The organism is Citrobacter sp. Ce129, from assembly GCF_030334545.1.
GTDB lineage: Bacteria > Pseudomonadota > Gammaproteobacteria > Enterobacterales > Enterobacteriaceae > Citrobacter > Citrobacter europaeus.
Genome location: NZ_JAOWDS010000065.1, coordinates 572918 through 588507, shown reverse-complemented (window position 1 = coordinate 588507; position 15590 = coordinate 572918). Strand labels below are relative to the sequence as shown.

The following is a 15590-nucleotide window of genomic DNA, read 5'->3' as shown; positions in this document are numbered from 1 at the left end:
GAAAGCCGTGATGAATAAGTTCTTTTCAGGTCGATCTGATATGCCATTTGCCATGCTCCTGCTGGCGCCCAGCTTACTGTTATTGGGCGGTTTAGTGGCGTGGCCGATGATATCTAATATCGAAATCAGCTTTATGCGTCTGCCGCTTAATCCGCAAATTGAGTCTACGTTTGTCGGGCTGAGCAACTATATCCGAATCTTATCCGATCCTGGATTCTGGCATTCGCTATGGATGACGGTCTGGTATACCGCGCTGGTTGTGGCAGGGAGCACGGTACTGGGGCTGGGAGTGGCAATGTTTTTTAACCGTGAGTTTCGTCTGCGGAAAACGGCGCGCTCACTGGTCATCCTCTCTTACGTAACGCCATCAATTTCGCTGGTGTTTGCCTGGAAATACATGTTCAACAACGGCTACGGCATTGTGAACTACCTTGGCGTGGATCTGTTGCATCTCTACGATCAGGCGCCGCTGTGGTTCGACAATCCCGGCAGCAGCTTCGCGCTGGTCGTGCTGTTCGCCATCTGGCGCTATTTCCCATACGCCTTTATCTCGTTTCTGGCGATTTTACAGACTATTGATAAATCGTTGTATGAGGCGGCAGAAATGGACGGCGCGAATGCCTGGCAACGGTTTCGTATCGTCACGCTGCCGGCGATTATGCCCGTGCTGGCGACCGTGGTCACGCTACGTACGATCTGGATGTTCTACATGTTCGCCGGTGTTTATCTATTGACCACTAAAGTCGATATTCTCGGGGTCTATCTCTATAAAACGGCGTTTGCATTTAATGACTTAGGCAAAGCGGCCGCGATCTCTGTCGTCCTCTTCGTCATCATTTTCGCTGTAATCCTGCTGACCAGAAAACGGGTGAACCTCAATGGCAACAAATAAGCGCACGCTTGGCCGCATTGGCTTTTACTGTGGATTAATTGTCTTTCTGGGCATCACGCTATTTCCATTTTTTGTGATGCTGATGACCTCATTCAAAAGCGCAAAAGAGGCGATCTCGCTGCATCCGACGCTGTTACCGCAGCAATGGACGCTGGAACATTACATCGACATCTTCAACCCGATGATTTTCCCGTTTGTTGACTACTTCCGTAATAGCCTGGTGGTATCGGTCACGTCATCGGTGGTGGCGGTATTTCTGGGCGTGCTCGGGGCATATGCGCTTTCCCGCCTGCGTTTTAAGGGACGAATGACCATCAATGCCAGCTTTTATACGGTGTACATGTTTTCAGGGATCCTGCTGGTGGTACCGCTTTTCAAAATCATCACGGCGCTCGGTATTTATGACACCGAAATGGCGTTGATTATCACCATGGTCACCCAGACGCTGCCGACCGCGGTGTTCATGCTGAAAAGCTACTTCGACACTATTCCGGATGAGATAGAAGAAGCCGCGATGATGGATGGGTTGAATCGTCTGCAGATCATCTTTCGCATTACCGTTCCGTTGGCGATGTCTGGTCTGGTTTCGGTCTTTGTGTACTGCTTTATGGTGGCGTGGAATGACTATCTGTTTGCCTCGATTTTCCTTTCCAGCGCCAGCAATTTTACCTTACCGGTCGGTCTGAACGCGCTGTTCAGTACGCCTGACTACATCTGGGGACGCATGATGGCTGCATCGTTAGTCACTGCATTGCCGGTTGTCATTATGTATGCGCTTTCCGAACGTTTTATTAAAAGTGGTTTGACCGCAGGCGGCGTGAAAGGCTAAGCGGCCAGTTTAATTAAGGAGTTGTAAATGAAGAAGTTAGTTGCCACAGAACCGCGCGTTGCGGCGTTGGTGGAATATGAAGACAGAGCGGTATCCGCCAATGAAGTTAAAGTACGCGTTCGCTTTGGTGCGCCGAAACATGGCACGGAAGTCGTCGATTTTCGCGCGGCCAGCCCGTTTATTGACGAAGATTTTAACGGCGAATGGCAAATGTTCATGCCGCGTCCGGAAGGGGCGCCGCGCGGGATTGAATTCGGCAAATTCCAGCTTGGCAACATGGTGGTAGGCGATATTGTTGAGTGTGGCAGCGATGTGACCGAATACGCCGTTGGCGATTCAGTTTGCGGCTACGGTCCTCTGGCTGAAACGGTTATTTTTAATGCGGTGAACAACTATAAATTACGCAAAATGCCGGAAGGCAGTTCGTGGAAAAATGCCGTTTGCTATGACCCGGCACAATTTGCCATGAGCGGTGTGCGCGACGCCAATGTGCGTGTCGGCGACTTCGTAGTCATCGTGGGTTTAGGTGCGATTGGTCAGATTGCCGTCCAGTTAGCTAAGAAAGCGGGAGCCTCGGTGGTTATTGGCGTGGATCCGATTGCTCATCGCTGCGATATCGCACGTCGCCACGGCGCGGATTTCTGTCTGAATCCTCTGGGCACCGATGTGGGAATGGAAATTAAGAAGCTGACCGGCAAGCAGGGCGCGGATGTGATCATCGAAACCAGCGGCTATGCGGATGCGTTGCAATCGGCGCTACGTGGTCTGGCCTATGGTGGAACCATCTCCTATGTCGCTTTCGCGAAACCTTTTGCCGAAGGGTTCAACCTTGGGCGTGAAGCGCACTTCAACAACGCCAAAATTGTCTTCTCCCGCGCCTGCAGTGAACCAAATCCAGATTATCCGCGCTGGAGCCGCAAGCGTATTGAGGAGACCTGCTGGGAGCTGTTGATGAACGGTTATCTGAACTGTGAAGAACTTATTGACCCGGTAGTAACTTTTGCCAGCAGCCCGGAAAGCTATATGCAGTATGTGGACCGACATCCGGAAAAGAGCATCAAAATGGGCGTGACGTTTTAATTAAGGAATGCAGAAAATGAAAATCGGAACACAGAACCAGGCTTTTTTCCCGGAAAACATTCTTGAAAAATTCCGTTATATCAAAGAAATGGGGTTTGATGGTTTTGAAATTGACGGCAAATTGCTGATCAATAATCTTGCAGAAGTAAAAGCGGCAATCAAAGAAACGGGGCTGCCCGTCACGACCGCCTGCGGCGGATATGACGGCTGGATCGGTGATTTTATCGAAGAGCGTCGTTTGAACGGTTTACAGCAGATTACCCGCATTCTCGAAGCGCTGGCCGAAGTCGGTGGGCAAGGCATCATTGTACCCGCGGCATGGGGCATGTTTACCTTCCGCTTACCGCCGATGACGTCCCCGCGTAGCCTGGAAGGCGATCGTAAGGCCGTCAGTGATTCATTGATCTATCTTGATAAAGTTGCCGAGCGTACGGGGACGGTGGTGTATCTGGAGCCGCTCAATCGCTATCAGGATCATATGATCAACACCCTGGCGGATGCCCGTCGCTATATCGTGGAAAACAACCTGAAGCATGTGCAAATCATTGGTGATTTTTACCATATGAATATCGAAGAAGACGATATGGCACAGGCGCTGCACGACAACCGCGATCTGCTGGGTCACGTCCATATTGCGGATAATCATCGTTATCAGCCGGGGAGCGGTACGCTGGATTTCGCTGCGCTGTTTGACCAGTTGCGTGAAGATAATTATCAGGGTTACGTCGTGTACGAAGGGCGCGTACGGGCAGAGAATCTGCCGGAAGCGTACCGTCAGTCACTGGCCTGGCTGCGTACCTGCTAAGAGGATTTCCGTGAAAAGTGCACTGACAAGCTCCCCGCTACGCGTCGCCATTATCGGCGCCGGGCAGGTGGCGGATAAAGTTCATGCTTCGTACTACTGCACCCGTAACGATCTGGAACTGGTGGCTGTCTGCGACAGCCGCCTGTCACAGGCGCGGCTGTTTGCAGAAAAATACGGTAATCCGCAGGTTTGGGACGATCCTCAAACGATGTTACGTGAGGCTAAGCCAGATATCGTCAGTATTTGCTCGCCCAATCGTTTTCATTATGAACACACCATGTTGGCATTGAACGCTGGGTGCCATGTGATGTGCGAGAAACCTCCGGCGATGACGCCAGACGAGGCGCTGGAAATGTGTCAAACGGCGCGTCGGATGGGAAAAGTACTGGCTTATGATTTTCATCATCGTTTCGCACTGGATACGCAACTGCTTCGTGAGCAGGTTATGGCCGGTGTGCTGGGTGAAATTTATGTCACCAATGTCCGTGCTTTGCGCCGCTGCGGCGTGCCCGGCTGGGGGGTGTTTACCAACAAAGAACTGCAGGGCGGCGGGCCGTTAATTGATCTTGGTATTCATATGCTGGATGCCGCCATGTATGTGTTGGGGTTCCCGGCGGTAAAGCGCGTTAACGCGCACAGCTATCAACGCATTGGCACGCGTAAAAACAGCGGCCAGTTTGGGAAATGGGATCCCGCGACGTATACCGTGGAGGATTCCCTGTTCGGCACGATTGAATTTCATAACGGCGGTATCCTGCGCCTGGAAACCTCTTTCGCGCTGAATATCCCGGAACAATCGATTATGAACGTTAATTTCTGCGGCGATTTGGCGGGGGCAACGTTATTCCCGGCCCAGGTCTACACCGACCGCGATGGTGCGCTTGACGTGCTGCTTGCGCGCGAAATGGCTGATGACAACCGTCATTATCGCAGCATGGACGCTTTCGTGAATCATGTCCAGGGTGAGCCTGTCACTATTGCTGACGCAGAACAAGGCGTCGTTATTCAACAATTGGTTGCCGCACTGTATCAATCGGCTGAAACAGGGACCTACGTAGACTTATGACGAAGCCAGTAATGCTAACTGAACCGGCTTTTTGCCCACACAGCCTGAATAAATATGCGTCCCTCATGACGACCGGCAACGGTTATATGGGCATTCGCGCCAGCCACGAGGAAGCCTACACCTTACAAACTCGCGGCATGTACCTTGCAGGACTGTATCACCGGGCAGGGAAAGGCGAAATTAATGAACTGGTTAATCTGCCTGATGTGGTGGGCGTCGAGATTTCACTCAATGGTGAGATTTTCACACTCAGCAGCGGTGTGATTGAAAGCTGGCATCGTGAACTGGATATTGCCAGCGGAGAATTACGCCGTACGCTTACCTGGCGTGCGTCTGACGGGGCGCGTTTTGCCATTGAGAGCAGGCGATTTGTCTCGGCACATAAACTGCCGCTGTTTGCTATGGAAGTTGTCGTAACGCCACTGGATGCCGATGCCAACATTGGTATCTCGACCGGTATTGATGCCACGATCACTAATCATGGTCGCCAGCATCTGGACGAAACGCAGGTCCGGGTCTTTGGTCAGCATCTTATGCAAGGGATTTACACCACCCAGGACAATCGTAATGACATCGCTATCACGACATATTGTGATGTAGATGGCGCGGCGCAGCGTTGTTTCACCGCGAAAGAGCGCCGGTTGTTACAACACAACAGCGTACATGCGCAAGCCGGGCAGCGCGTCACGCTGACGAAAATGAGCTGGGTAGACTGGGCGAGCGAACGTAACCTGTCGCTGGAGACCTGGGGACGCCAGTCACTGCGTAACCTGGAAGCATGCGCGCAACAAGGATATGACGCACTGCTGGCTGAGTCGAGCGCCAACTGGCATGCCTGGTGGCAAACTCGTCGCGTTCAGGTTACCAGCACGGATATCAGCGATCAGCGGGCGCTGGACTATGCACTCTATCATCTGCGTGTGATGACCCCAGACCACGATGAGCGCAGCAGTATTGCGGCCAAAGGTCTGACGGGCGAAGGGTATAAAGGGCACATCTTCTGGGATACTGAAGTCTTTTTGTTACCGTTTCACCTGTTTACCGAACCGAAAACCGCGAGAAGTCTACTGCGTTATCGCTGGCATAATTTGCCGGGCGCGCGTGAGAAAGCCCGCCGTAACGGTTGGCAGGGCGCGCTTTTCCCGTGGGAAAGCGCTCGCAGCGGTGATGAGGAAACGCCTGAATTCGCGGCGATCAACATCCGTACCGGGCTGCGGCAAAAAGTGGCCTCCGCACAGGCTGAACATCACCTCGTGGCGGATGTTGCCTGGGCGGTAATCAATTACTGGCATGCCACCGGGGATATGAACTTTATGTCCCGTGAAGGTATAACGCTGCTGCTGGAAACGGCAAAGTTCTGGATAAGCAGAGCGATCATGGTCAACGGTCGTTTAGAGATCCACGATGTGATTGGCCCGGATGAATACACTGAGCACGTGAACAACAATGCGTTCACCAACTACATGGCCTGGTACAACGTAGAGCAGGCGCTGTGTTTTGCCCGTCGGTTGGGCTGCGGCGATGACACGTTTATTCATCGCGCAGAGCATTTTTTACAGCATCTCTGGCGACCGGAAGTTCAGCCCGATGGCGTGCTTCCTCAGGATGATACCTTCCTGAACAAACCGGTTATCGACCTGTCGCAGTACAAAGCCAAAGCGGGCAAGCAGACCGTTTTGCTCGATTACTCCCGTGCAGAAGTCAATGAGATGCAAATTCTTAAACAGGCCGATGTAGTGATGCTGACCTACATGTTGCCGGAGCAGTTTAGCCCGCAAACCTGTCTGGCTAACCTGCGTTTTTACGAGCCGCGCACAATACACGACTCGTCTTTGAGTAAGGCGATCCATGGGATTGTGGCTGCACGTTGCGGTGATTCGGCTCAGGGGTATCGGTTCTGGCGCGAAGGATCGCTTATCGATCTTGGGGATGATCCACATAGTTGTGATGACGGAATTCATGCCGCGGCGACGGGGGCCATCTGGCTGGGCGCAATTCAGGGATTTGCTGGTGTGAACGTTCGCCATGGAGAGTTACATCTTGCGCCTGCATTACCTGCTCACTGGCAAATGCTGTCTTTTCCGCTGCGCTGGCAGGGTTCCGCTATGCAGATAACTATCAACGCTGCCGAAATCCGTATTCGCAGTGCTGAGCAAATTTTCCTTTGGGTCAATGGCGAAAAAATCTCCGTGCAGGGGGAGGCCGTAATCAGTAATGACGCCATTATTTCGCCCAGCTATGGGACCGCTACCACAAAAAGGGGCGATGAATGATACTCAAACCACAGGCCATCATTTTTGATTTAGATGGCGTGATTACCGACACTGCGCATCTGCATTTTCTCGCCTGGCGGCAGGTAGCCGCTGAAATCGGGGTTGCGATTGACGAAGCATTTAATGACAGCCTGAAAGGGATTAGTCGCAGCGAATCGCTACAGCGTATTTTGCGCCATGGTGGGAAGGCGGGGGCGTTTTCTGCTGAGGCCTGCGTACAATTGGCCGAGAGAAAAAACAGACTGTATGTCCATTCTTTGCGCCAGTTGACGGTGAACTCGGTATTGCCGGGAATACGTGAGCTGCTGATGACGCTGCGGGAAGAGCGAATTCCAGTAGGGCTGGCCTCTGTGTCCCTCAATGCCCCAGCGATTTTACAAGCGCTTGATCTTAGCTCTTATTTTGATTTCTGTGCAGATGCGGCGCTGATTTCCCGCTCGAAACCAGATCCCGAAATATTCCTGGCCGCGTGTTCGGGCCTTGGCGTTGACCCGCAGCAGTGTATTGGCATAGAAGATGCACAAGCGGGAATTGATGCAATCAACGCCTGCGGCATGCTTTCTGTCGGCATCGGTACAGGGCTGAATGGGGCAGGCTTGCAGCTTCCTGCAACCGAATTTCTGACGTGGCCGTGCTTATCGGCTTTCTGGCAACACGACAAGTAAAGGATTCAACATGGCACAGCTTTCGTTGCAACACATTCAAAAAATTTACGACAACCAGGTACACGTCGTTAAAGACTTCAATCTGGAAATCGAAGACAAAGAGTTTATTGTTTTTGTTGGACCTTCCGGCTGCGGGAAGTCTACTACGTTGCGCATGATCGCCGGTCTGGAGGAGATCAGTGGCGGAGATCTGCTGATTGACGGTAAACGGATGAACGATGTGCCGGCGAAATCGCGCAACATTGCGATGGTTTTTCAGAACTACGCGTTGTACCCGCACATGACAGTCTATGACAACATGGCGTTTGGCCTGAAAATGCAGAAAATTGCCCCTGCCGTGATTGAAGAGCGTGTCAACTGGGCGGCGCAAATCCTTGGCCTGCGCGATTATCTGCAGCGTAAACCTGCGCGTTATCCGGTGGACAGCGTCAACGTGTGGCGCTGGGGCGTGCGATTGTTCGTGAGGCAGGGGTCTTCCTGATGGATGAACCCTTATCGAATCTCGATGCCAAACTTCGCGTACAGATGCGGGCAGAAATCAGCAAACTGCATCAGAAACTCAATACCACCATGATATATGTTACCCACGATCAAACCGAAGCCATGACGATGGCGACGCGTATTGTGATTATGAAGGATGGCATTGTTCAGCAAGTTGGTGCACCGAAAACGGTTTATAACCACCCGGCAAATATGTTTGTCGCCGGATTTATTGGCTCACCGGCTATGAACTTTATTCGTGGCGCGATTGACGGTGATAAGTTTGTCACAGAAACACTGAAATTAACGATTCCAGAAAATAAATTAGCACAATTAAAAGCGCAGGGTTATGAACATCAGGCGGTCACGCTGGGAATTCGTCCTGAAGATATACATCCGCAGCTTAATAATGAAAATAGTGTATCGGCAAAAATTAGCGTTGCAGAATTAACCGGCGCTGAATTTATGCTTTATACCATTGTTGGGGGGCATGAGTTAGTGGTCCGTGCTGGGGCAGTGAATGATTATCACGCAGGAGAGAACATCACTATTCATTTTGATATGGCGAAATGCCATTTCTTTGATGCTGAAACTGAAGTGGCTATTCAATAAAATTCCGGGGGGATAATCATCCCCCAAGCCTTGGGGCATTTTTGCGAGTATTTTAACAAGGAATAATAATGAAAACCCTACTGTCCGCTACTGCGCTGATTATGAGCGCAGGAATGGCCTGCGCGCAGGCTGCTGAAAAGAATGACTGGCACTTTAATATTGGTGCTATGTACGAAATAGAAAATGTTGAAGGTCAGGGCGAAGATATGGATGGACTGGCTGAGCCGTCCGTCTATTTTAATGCGTCTAATGGGCCGTGGAAAATATCGCTGGCCTATTATCAGGAAGGACCGGTTGATTACAGCGAGGGGAAATGTGGAACCTGGTTTGATCGCCCAGAACTGGAAGTCCGCTATCAATTTCTGGAAAGCGAGGATGTTAATTTCGGCCTGACCGGTGGTTTCCGTAATTACGGTTATCACTATGTCAATGAACCCGGAAAAGACACCGCCAATATGCAGCGCTGGAAAGTTCAGCCGGACTGGGATGTTAAACTGACCGACGATCTGCGCTTTAGCGGTTGGCTGGCGATGTATCAGTTCGTTAATGATTTGAGCACCACCGGCTACTCTGATAGCCGCGTTGAAAGTGAGACCGGTCTGAATTATACGTTTAACGAAACGGTGGGTTTAACGGTTAACTATTACCTCGAACGCGGTTTTAATCTGGCTGATTCGCGCAATAATGGTGAATTCTCAACCCAGGAAATTCGTGCATATTTGCCGCTGTCTTTCGGCAATACCACCCTGACGCCGTATACCCGTCTGGGGCTTGATCGCTGGTCAAACTGGGACTGGCAGGATGACCCTGCACGTGAAGGCCATGACTTCAATCGTCTCGGTTTACTGTATGCATATGATTTCCAGAACGGTTTATCAATGTCGCTGGAGTATGCCTATGAGTGGGAAGATCACGACGAAGGCGAAAGTGACAGATTCCATTATGCTGGTATAGGCGTGAACTACGCATTCTAAAAGAAACTGGGGCATTAATGCCCCAGTTTTTACACCAGTGAGTCGGCCAGCGATATGTGTGTGCTCACCGTGATATTCTTTAATCCTTTCTCGCCTGCGATCAGGTTAAATAATAAATTACAGCTTTGCTCGCCCAACTGCTGGGTAGGTACATCAATTCCGCCAGGAACCGGTGTCAGCATAAACGATAACAGCTCATTACTGTAGCCTACGACGGCAAGCTGCTGCGGAATAGTAATATTCTTCTCAGCCGCCACGCGATATAAACTCATTAATTTCAAACTATCGGTAGCAAATACAGCGTCGGGTAACGGTTGTTGACTCAGTAGTTTTCGTGAAGCGAGCAGGGCTGTTTCATGGGTATAACCACCGTCAATAATCCATTCATCGCGCATATTAATGTTATGCGCCTGAAGACTGGCTTTATAACCGTTCACGCGATCGATAGAAACATGAACGTCAAGCGGCGCATGCAAACAGGCTATATTACGGTGCCCACTTTCAATCAGCGCATTTGTCAGAGTAATACTGTCGCGATAGTTATCTGTGTCTACAGAATAGACATTGGCGTAGCCGCCTTCAACTTTCCCAATAACCACAACCGGGACGTTGTATTTATCCAGACGTGCAAAAAATGATTCATCAGCAGGAGAGCTCAGCATAATGATCCCTTTGATCAATTTCTGCTTAATCTTGCTCTCACATTTTTGTAAATCATCTTCGGTGCTTCGCGACGTCTGCAATATGACATCAAAACCGACCTCTTCGGCCTTGGCCGTAATGGCATGCAGTACTTCAGAGAAAAACGGATTACCGGCGGTAGTTTTTGCTGAACGGGTAGATATCACCATTATTGCATCAAACCCGGAAGAGGTGAGCGCGCGAGCAAGTTTATTAGGCTGATACTGTAACTCATCAATAGCGCGCAGCACCTTTTCAAGCGCTTCCGGCGAGATGTTGGTTTGCTTATTCAGCACGCGCGACACCGTGGATTTTGATACGCCAGCGGCTCGTGCAATATCATAAATGGTAGGAGACATAGATCCCAAGCTCCGTCCGAGAGTCAATGGCGGACATATTATGGAGTTAATTGGCGAATGACAACAATCTCGGAATGCGGGTAGAAAAATCAAAAGGCTAACTGCAGTATGTGTCACCTGAGGAACAATCGTCCGCACCTGCAGACGGTGATAATGTGGTCGCAATATTTTCTTAAGAACAAGCGTATAGTGTGGTGGTTAAATCCAACAATCAGTCGGGAAGATATTATGTTGAAAAAAGGCGTATTAGCGTTGGCACTGGTCATTGGCATGCCGGTTTTTGCAGCCGAACACTGGATTGATGTTCGTATTCCTGAACAGTACCAACAGCAGCATATTCAGGGGGCCGTCAACATACCGTTGAAAGAGATGAAGACGCGTATCGCAGCTGAAGTTCCTGATAAGAACGACACTGTGAAGCTGTACTGCAACTCCGGGCGTCAATCGGGGCAGGCCAAGGATATGTTGACTGAAATGGGCTACACGCAGGTGACCAACGAAGGTGGCATCAATCAGATAGCGCTTCCTAAAGTAGAGAATAAATAAACCGCCCGCATTCATTCTGCAGCAGGCGGTAAGAATAATGCCGCCTGATACAGCTCAGGTAGTTGATAAGTAAGAATTGACCCCTATCTTTACTTCCTGTTTGTTATAATTTCTTCGGTTCCTTCAGCAAAACGGGATGGCGATGAAGCGACTTAAAAATGAACTCAATTCGCTGGTTAATCGCGGCGTAGACCGGCATTTGCGCCTGGCTGTCACCGGACTTAGCCGCAGCGGTAAGACGGCGTTTATCACCGCGATGGTAAACCAGTTACTCAATATTCATGCCGGTGCGCGTCTGCCGTTGCTCAGTTGCGTGCGCGAAGAGCGTTTGCTCGGCGTTAAACGGGTTCCACAACGCGATTTTGGCATTCCGCGCTTTACCTATGATGAGGGACTGGCGCAGTTGTATGGCTCACCGCCGACCTGGCCGACGCCTACGCGCGGTGTGAGTGAAATACGCCTCGCGCTGCGCTACAAATCCAATGACTCTTTATTGCGCCATTTTAAAGACACCTCCACGCTGTACCTGGAGATCGTCGATTATCCGGGAGAGTGGCTGCTCGATTTACCGATGCTGGCCCAGGATTATCTGAGCTGGTCGCGGCAAATGACCGGGTTATTGCAAGGGCAGCGGGGCGAATGGTCGGCAAGATGGCGTCAGTTATGCCAGGGGCTGGATCCGCTGGCGTCTGCTGATGAAAACCGTCTGGCGGAAATCGCTGCCGCCTGGACGGAGTATCTGCATCAGTGCAAGCAGCAGGGGCTGCATTTTATTCAGCCGGGCCGTTTTGTCCTGCCCGGGGATATGGCGGGCGCGCCTGCGTTACAGTTCTTCCCGTGGCCGGACGTTGATGCTTATGGTGAATCGAAGCTGGCCCAGGCAGACAAACACACCAACGCGGGCATGCTGCGCGACAGGTTTAACTATTACTGTGAAAAAGTCGTGAAGGGATTTTATAAGAATCACTTCCTGCGCTTTGACCGCCAGATTGTGCTGGTCGACTGCCTGCAACCGCTCAACAGCGGGCCACAGGCGTTTAACGACATGCGTCTGGCGCTCACCCAACTGATGCAGAGCTTCCATTACGGACAGCGCACGCTGTTTCGTCGGCTGTTTTCTCCAGTGATCGACAAGCTGCTGTTTGCCGCTACCAAAGCCGATCACGTCACGGTGGATCAGCACGCCAATATGGTGTCGTTATTGCAGCAGCTGATCCAGGACGCCTGGCAAAACGCCGCGTTCGAAGGTATCAGCATGGATTGTCTGGGACTGGCATCGGTACAGGCAACCACCAGCGGTTTGATCGATGTGAAGGGCGAGAAGATCCCGGCGCTGCGTGGTAATCGGCTGAGCGATGGCGAACCGCTAACCGTTTATCCGGGGGAAGTACCCGCGCGTTTACCCGGACAGGCATTCTGGGACAGCCAGGGCTTCCAGTTTGAGGCGTTTCGCCCGCAGGTTATGGATGTCGATAAACCCTTACCGCATATTCGTCTTGATGCCGCGCTGGAGTTTTTAATAGGAGATAAATTGCGATGAGCGAGCCGTTAAAACCGCGTATCGATTTCTCAGGTCCGCTGGAGGTGGAGCAAAACGCGGCGTTTAAAGCGCAGCAGATGTTCAATGAGACGGAGGCACAGACTTTTTCTCCGGCGAAAGTGGATGAACCACTGGAAGACGAAGGTCAGGCTGAGGCCGTCATTGATGCGGCCTTACGCCCTAAACGCAGTCTGTGGCGTAAGATGGTGATGGGGGGCCTGGCGCTGTTTGGCGTGAGCGTCGTCGCGCAGGGCGTGCAGTGGACCATGAACGCCTGGCAGACTCAGGACTGGGTCGCGCTGGGAGGATGTGCCGCTGGCGCATTGATTATCGGTGCCGGTGTTGGATCGGTTGCGACCGAGTGGCGTCGGTTATGGCGCTTGCGCCAGCGCGCGCACGAGCGTGACGAAGCACGAGATCTGCTCCACAGCCATGGAACCGGAAAAGGTCGTGCATTTTGTGAAAAGCTGGCGCAGCAGGCGGGTATCGATCAGTCCCATCCGGCGCTACAGCGCTGGTATGCCTCAATTCATGAAACGCAGAACGATCGCGAAGTGGTCAGCCTGTATGCCCATCTTGTGCAGCCAGTGCTGGATGCGCAGGCCCGACGTGAGATTAGCCGTTCAGCGGCAGAGTCCACACTGATGATTGCCGTCAGCCCGCTGGCGCTGGTGGATATGGCGTTTATCGCCTGGCGCAATCTGCGGCTGATCAATCGTATTGCATCGCTTTATGGCATTGAACTTGGTTATTACAGCCGCCTGCGCTTGTTCCGACTGGTGCTGCTGAATATCGCTTTTGCCGGGGCCAGTGAGCTGGTGCGGGAAGTAGGAATGGACTGGATGTCGCAGGATTTAGCCGCCCGCTTGTCAACGCGTGCCGCACAGGGCATTGGCGCGGGGTTATTAACGGCGCGACTGGGCATTAAAGCCATGGAACTGTGCCGACCGCTGCCGTGGATAGATGACGATAAGCCGCGACTGGGCGATTTTCGCCGTCAATTGATTGGTCAGGTGAAAGAGACCTTACAAAAGAACAAATCTCCACGCGAAAGTTAACTAAAATTGGGCGCCAGTTGTTTAACTTTACGCCCGGCGCCCAATTTTCCAACGAGCTGTCAATATTTGTTGACAGAGTTCTTCCTGCAAACGAAATACTGTCTTATCATTTAACACATAATCCCTTGTCCAGGTGAAGGTTCCTATGCGTTTGGAAGTCTTTTGTGAAGACCGACTTGGTCTGACCCGCGAATTGCTCGATTTATTGGTACTCAGAAGCATTGATTTACGCGGTATCGAGATTGACCCCATCGGGCGAATTTACCTCAATTTTGCGGAACTGGAGTTCACTAACTTCAGCAGCCTGATGGCTGAAATCCGCCGTATCTCAGGGGTTACGGATGTGCGTACCGTGCCCTGGATGCCCTCCGAGCGTGAACATCTTGCGCTGAGCGCGCTGCTTGAGGCATTGCCAGAACCGGTCCTTTCTCTGGACATGAAAAGCAAAATCGAGATGGCGAACCCTGCGAGTTGTCAGCTTTTCGCGCACACTCAGGATCGGATGCGCAATCATACCGCCGCCCAGTTAATCAACGGGTTTAACTTCCAGCGTTGGCTCGAAAGCAATCCACAGGATTCTCATAGCGAGCATGTCGTTATTAACGGCCAGAACTTCCTGATGGAAATTACGCCTGTCCATTTGCAGGGTGAAAATCAGGAGCAGATGCTGACCGGTGCTGTTGTCATGCTACGTTCCACCCTGCGGATGGGACGTCAACTGCAAAATATGACGACCCAGGATCTGAGCGCGTTTAGCCAGATTATTGCCGTCAGCGCCAAAATGAAACACGTGGTGGAACAGGCGCGTAAGCTGGCGACGCTGAGCGCGCCGCTGCTGATTACCGGTAATACCGGCACCGGCAAAGATCTCTTTGCTCATGCATGCCACCTGGCCAGTCCGCGTGCGTCGAAACCGTATCTGGCGCTCAACTGCGCGTCAATTCCTGAAGATGCGGTCGAAAGCGAACTGTTTGGCCATGCACCGGAAGGCAAAAAAGGCTTCTTTGAGCAGGCGAATGGCGGTTCGGTTCTGTTAGATGAAATTGGCGAAATGTCGCCGCGAATGCAGACCAAATTGCTGCGTTTTCTCAATGACGGCACGTTCCGTCGGGTGGGAGAAGATCACGAGGTTAACGTTGATGTCCGCGTGATTTGCGCGACGCAAAAGAATCTTGTTGAGCTGGTACAAAAAGGACTTTTCCGTGAAGACCTCTATTATCGTCTGAATGTACTGACGTTAAACCTGCCGCCGCTGCGCGATTGCCCGCAGGATATTATGCCGCTTACCGAACTGTTTGTGGCGCGCTTCGCCGATGAGCAGGGCGTGCCACGTCCGAAGCTGTCCGCTGACCTCAGCACGGTGTTAACCCGTTACGGCTGGCCGGGTAACGTGCGTCAGCTTAAAAATGCCATCTACCGGGCACTGACCCAGCTTGAAGGTTATGAGCTGCGGCCGCAGGATATTTTACTGCCGGATTACGATGCGGCAACGGTTGCGGTCGGAGAAGAGGTGATGGAAGGGTCGCTGGATGAAATTACCAGCCGCTTTGAACGCTCAGTGCTGACGCAGCTTTATATGAATTATCCCAGTACGCGCAAACTGGCCAAGCGCCTCGGCGTTTCGCATACCGCGATTGCCAACAAATTGCGTGAGTATGGTTTGAGCCAACAGAAAAAAAGCGAAGAGTAATGCCGTAAATAAAAATGCCTCCATTCGGAGGCATTTTTGT

Annotated in this window: 13 protein-coding genes and 1 pseudogene; 13 read left to right on the top strand and 1 reads right to left on the bottom strand. The window is 51.7% G+C overall.

The features are described from left to right. Positions 1-10 precede the first annotated feature (10 nt). The 9 genes and pseudogenes from OGV77_RS16675 to OGV77_RS16635 all read left to right on the top strand — a co-directional run bounded on the left by OGV77_RS16675 (position 11) and on the right by OGV77_RS16635 (position 9676). The gene (locus OGV77_RS16675) at positions 11-892 is read left to right on the top strand and encodes a carbohydrate ABC transporter permease (RefSeq protein ID WP_286502891.1); all 882 of its coding nucleotides are present in this window, start codon (positions 11-13) and stop codon (positions 890-892) included. After that, positions 879-1721, top strand: coding sequence for a carbohydrate ABC transporter permease (locus OGV77_RS16670; protein WP_003020474.1), 843 nt, complete (start codon positions 879-881; stop codon positions 1719-1721). The genes OGV77_RS16675 and OGV77_RS16670 overlap by 14 nt, the downstream gene beginning before the upstream one ends. Before the next feature lie 27 nt (positions 1722-1748). After that, on the top strand, positions 1749-2801 hold the full coding sequence (gene ycjQ, locus OGV77_RS16665) for a D-guloside 3-dehydrogenase (protein WP_087050498.1): 1053 nt from the start codon (positions 1749-1751) through the stop codon (positions 2799-2801). Between the two features lie 16 nt (positions 2802-2817). Beyond that, positions 2818-3606 (top strand): 3-dehydro-D-guloside 4-epimerase, encoded by a 789-nt coding sequence (ycjR, locus tag OGV77_RS16660; RefSeq protein ID WP_087050499.1) that lies wholly within the window; start codon positions 2818-2820, stop codon positions 3604-3606. A 10-nt stretch (positions 3607-3616) separates the two neighbouring features. Beyond that, positions 3617-4672: a D-glucoside 3-dehydrogenase gene (gene ycjS / locus OGV77_RS16655; RefSeq protein WP_043016179.1), complete on the top strand. Its 1056-nt coding sequence runs from the start codon at positions 3617-3619 to the stop codon at positions 4670-4672. After that, positions 4669-6945, top strand: a complete 2277-nt coding sequence (locus tag OGV77_RS16650) for a glycoside hydrolase family 65 protein (RefSeq protein ID WP_141110887.1) — start codon at positions 4669-4671, stop codon at positions 6943-6945. The genes ycjS and OGV77_RS16650 overlap by 4 nt, the downstream gene beginning before the upstream one ends. Continuing rightward, entirely contained in the window at positions 6942-7610 is a 669-nt protein-coding gene (gene pgmB, locus OGV77_RS16645) for a beta-phosphoglucomutase (protein WP_047410965.1), read from the top strand. Before OGV77_RS16650 ends, pgmB begins: the two co-directional genes overlap by 4 nt. Positions 7611-7620: 10 nt before the next feature. Next, positions 7621-8702, top strand: a pseudogene (locus OGV77_RS16640) (ABC transporter ATP-binding protein). A gap of 68 nt (positions 8703-8770) precedes the next feature. Then, positions 8771-9676 (top strand): OmpG family monomeric porin, encoded by a 906-nt coding sequence (locus OGV77_RS16635; protein WP_286502890.1) that lies wholly within the window; start codon positions 8771-8773, stop codon positions 9674-9676. 29 nt (positions 9677-9705) lie between these two features. On the opposite strand, the gene OGV77_RS16630 is transcribed toward OGV77_RS16635, so the two are convergent. After that, a complete protein-coding gene (locus tag OGV77_RS16630; RefSeq protein ID WP_087050500.1) occupies positions 9706-10716 on the bottom strand; it encodes a LacI family DNA-binding transcriptional regulator in 1011 nt (336 codons plus the stop codon). A gap of 228 nt (positions 10717-10944) precedes the next feature. On the opposite strand from OGV77_RS16630, the gene pspE reads away from it, so the two are divergent. The 4 genes from pspE (at position 10945) to tyrR (ending at position 15550) form a co-directional block, all read left to right on the top strand. Then, positions 10945-11262: a thiosulfate sulfurtransferase PspE gene (gene pspE / locus OGV77_RS16625; RefSeq protein ID WP_087050501.1), complete on the top strand. Its 318-nt coding sequence runs from the start codon at positions 10945-10947 to the stop codon at positions 11260-11262. A gap of 142 nt (positions 11263-11404) precedes the next feature. Next, the gene (locus tag OGV77_RS16620; protein ID WP_047413472.1) at positions 11405-12802 is read left to right on the top strand and encodes a YcjX family GTP-binding protein; all 1398 of its coding nucleotides are present in this window, start codon (positions 11405-11407) and stop codon (positions 12800-12802) included. Further along, positions 12799-13860 carry a YcjF family protein gene (locus OGV77_RS16615; protein ID WP_087050502.1) on the top strand — a complete coding sequence of 354 codons (1062 nt, stop codon included), beginning with the start codon at positions 12799-12801 and terminating at the stop codon, positions 13858-13860. The genes OGV77_RS16620 and OGV77_RS16615 overlap by 4 nt, the downstream gene beginning before the upstream one ends. A 145-nt stretch (positions 13861-14005) precedes the next feature. Then, positions 14006-15550, top strand: coding sequence for a transcriptional regulator TyrR (gene tyrR, locus OGV77_RS16610; RefSeq protein WP_043016187.1), 1545 nt, complete (start codon positions 14006-14008; stop codon positions 15548-15550). Positions 15551-15590 lie beyond the last annotated feature (40 nt).

Coding starts and splice junctions, on each gene's coding strand:
- tyrR (WP_043016187.1), top strand. CDS start 14,006: ATGCGTTTGGAAGTCTTTTGTGAAGACCGACTTGGTCTGACCCGCGAA.
- OGV77_RS16615 (WP_087050502.1), top strand. CDS start 12,799: ATGAGCGAGCCGTTAAAACCGCGTATCGATTTCTCAGGTCCGCTGGAG.
- pspE (WP_087050501.1), top strand. CDS start 10,945: ATGTTGAAAAAAGGCGTATTAGCGTTGGCACTGGTCATTGGCATGCCG.
- OGV77_RS16620 (WP_047413472.1), top strand. CDS start 11,405: ATGAAGCGACTTAAAAATGAACTCAATTCGCTGGTTAATCGCGGCGTA.
- OGV77_RS16675 (WP_286502891.1), top strand. CDS start 11: ATGAATAAGTTCTTTTCAGGTCGATCTGATATGCCATTTGCCATGCTC.
- OGV77_RS16630 (WP_087050500.1), bottom strand. CDS start 10,716: ATGTCTCCTACCATTTATGATATTGCACGAGCCGCTGGCGTATCAAAA.
- ycjR (WP_087050499.1), top strand. CDS start 2,818: ATGAAAATCGGAACACAGAACCAGGCTTTTTTCCCGGAAAACATTCTT.
- OGV77_RS16670 (WP_003020474.1), top strand. CDS start 879: ATGGCAACAAATAAGCGCACGCTTGGCCGCATTGGCTTTTACTGTGGA.
- ycjQ (WP_087050498.1), top strand. CDS start 1,749: ATGAAGAAGTTAGTTGCCACAGAACCGCGCGTTGCGGCGTTGGTGGAA.
- OGV77_RS16650 (WP_141110887.1), top strand. CDS start 4,669: ATGACGAAGCCAGTAATGCTAACTGAACCGGCTTTTTGCCCACACAGC.
- pgmB (WP_047410965.1), top strand. CDS start 6,942: ATGATACTCAAACCACAGGCCATCATTTTTGATTTAGATGGCGTGATT.
- OGV77_RS16635 (WP_286502890.1), top strand. CDS start 8,771: ATGAAAACCCTACTGTCCGCTACTGCGCTGATTATGAGCGCAGGAATG.